The 1,728-nt window shown below is 36.5% G+C and carries 1 protein-coding gene; it reads right to left on the minus strand.

Features of this window, described 5'->3' with window-relative positions; translation table 11 throughout:
• Positions 1 to 205 precede the first annotated feature (205 nt).
• A complete protein-coding gene (locus DFR79_RS16010) occupies positions 206 to 1,567 on the minus strand; it encodes a DDE-type integrase/transposase/recombinase (RefSeq protein ID WP_133516454.1) in 1,362 nt (453 codons plus the stop codon).
• Positions 1,568 to 1,728 lie beyond the last annotated feature (161 nt).

The raw sequence follows: 1,728 nt of genomic DNA on the forward strand, positions 1-1,728 counted from the left end.
GATAACGTCAAATAAAATATGATAGTTACCATAAAATGTAAGCAAATAGTAATAGAGCACCACTAATTTAATTATAAGAAAAATCTTTAGAATGTCAAAAGTTTGAAGATGTAAATGGTGTTAAAAAATGGAATTAGGTAAATATGAAATTCTAAAAGACTTAAAACTTAATTTTCTAAAAAGTTACTCAGAAAGAGGTATTTAGTTACTTATCAGTTTTGTTGATCCACCTGATAAGTTGAGCCCAGGATTCTATGGGCTGACCTCTTGAATCCTCTATTATCAGCGGTGGTTTGTTATCAAAGGAACTATGAGGCTTTATGTAGTTAAAATACAGCTGATAGAGGGTTGCATGAGCAAGAGCACCATCAAAAGAACTAAAGCTTTTATGACGTTTGTAATGAGCTTTATAGGTACCAAAGAAACGCTCAATGATGTTTTTATAGGGCCTGTAAACCTCGTCTGAATTATCGTCGTCAGTAAAAAGTCCTTTAACCTGTCTGTGATCTATATCAGCTTTCAAAAAGATTTTGAGAGCCTGAACAGCAGCTCTGTAGATTGGTGCCATATCAGAAACCAGCACAAAATCCTGACCCTGATATTGGTCAATAACTCTTTTGAGGATGGTTATTGCACCTTTGGTATCTCGGTGTTTTGAGAGATGCTGAGCAATGATACAGCCATTTTTACCATCAATGGCAGTAAAGAGATAATGCCAGCTGCCTTTGATTTTAATATATGTTTCGTCAACAGCAACAATACCAGATAAAGGCAGATCAAGGTCATTAATTTTAGGACCAAGTCTGTGAGCTAAAGAGACAGTCCAGTTCTGGATAGTCTGAGCTGAAGGTGAAACATTATATGCAAGTTTAAGAGCCCTTTTAGTCTGCCTTAGAGAAAGACCAAGACCGACATAAAAATCCATAGCTTTGGAGATTATGAATTGTCCATACTGGGAATGGTCAAGATTAACAGGTTCTTTATCAGGTCTTGAAACTTCAAGATTTTCAACATCAAAATCATAGGCTCTATAGCGATATCTTTTATGTTCATTTTTCCATTTAGAACAGTCATCATTGCGGCATTTATACTTGGTGAAATTCTTACGTTCTTTCTCTTTAGAGAGAGCATAGCCGCAGAAAGGACAGCGATAGGTAGGATGATTTTTAGGTTGCTCAGGCTTTTCAGGAGCCCACTGATGATCACAGACTTTACACTGGAACTTCTGGTAACCCTCTGGGTCATGACCATAGCTGTAGAGATATTTTTTGGGAGCTCCACATTTGGAGCAACCATCAACATCTACGGTTAGAGGCTTACGACGATTAACAGCTTTAATCGGTTCACCGTTTTCTTTAGCTTCAGCCAGAAGCTCCTGATAATCAGGATAATTTGGTTCAATATCAGGTAGTGGATCATCAAAACTGTTAAATTTAGTATAGCTGTCATCAAGTTTTTCTTTAGGTTCAAAGTCAACGTGAAAAAGCCTGGAGAAAAAGAGATAGACCAAAAGAACAAAATTCATAAGAGGTTTAAGCAGGAAATTAGGTAAATTTCGAGAAATCATAACTTAGGATCCCTTCCTTTCTGGGTGTAGTGAGTTGTGATCTCTCAATTACTATTTACGAGCTCAGGGGGAGGGATTCCTGCATTTTATGCAGATTCCTAACCTGACAATTATGATAACTATTAATATTTTTAAAAAAACTATTAGATTTGACGTAACGA

Origin of the sequence: Halanaerobium saccharolyticum (genome assembly GCF_004362045.1) — a bacterium.
Classification (GTDB): Bacteria; Bacillota; Halanaerobiia; order Halanaerobiales; family Halanaerobiaceae; genus Halanaerobium; species Halanaerobium saccharolyticum_C.

Coding starts and splice junctions, on each gene's coding strand:
- DFR79_RS16010 (WP_133516454.1), bottom strand. CDS start 1,567: ATGATTTCTCGAAATTTACCTAATTTCCTGCTTAAACCTCTTATGAAT.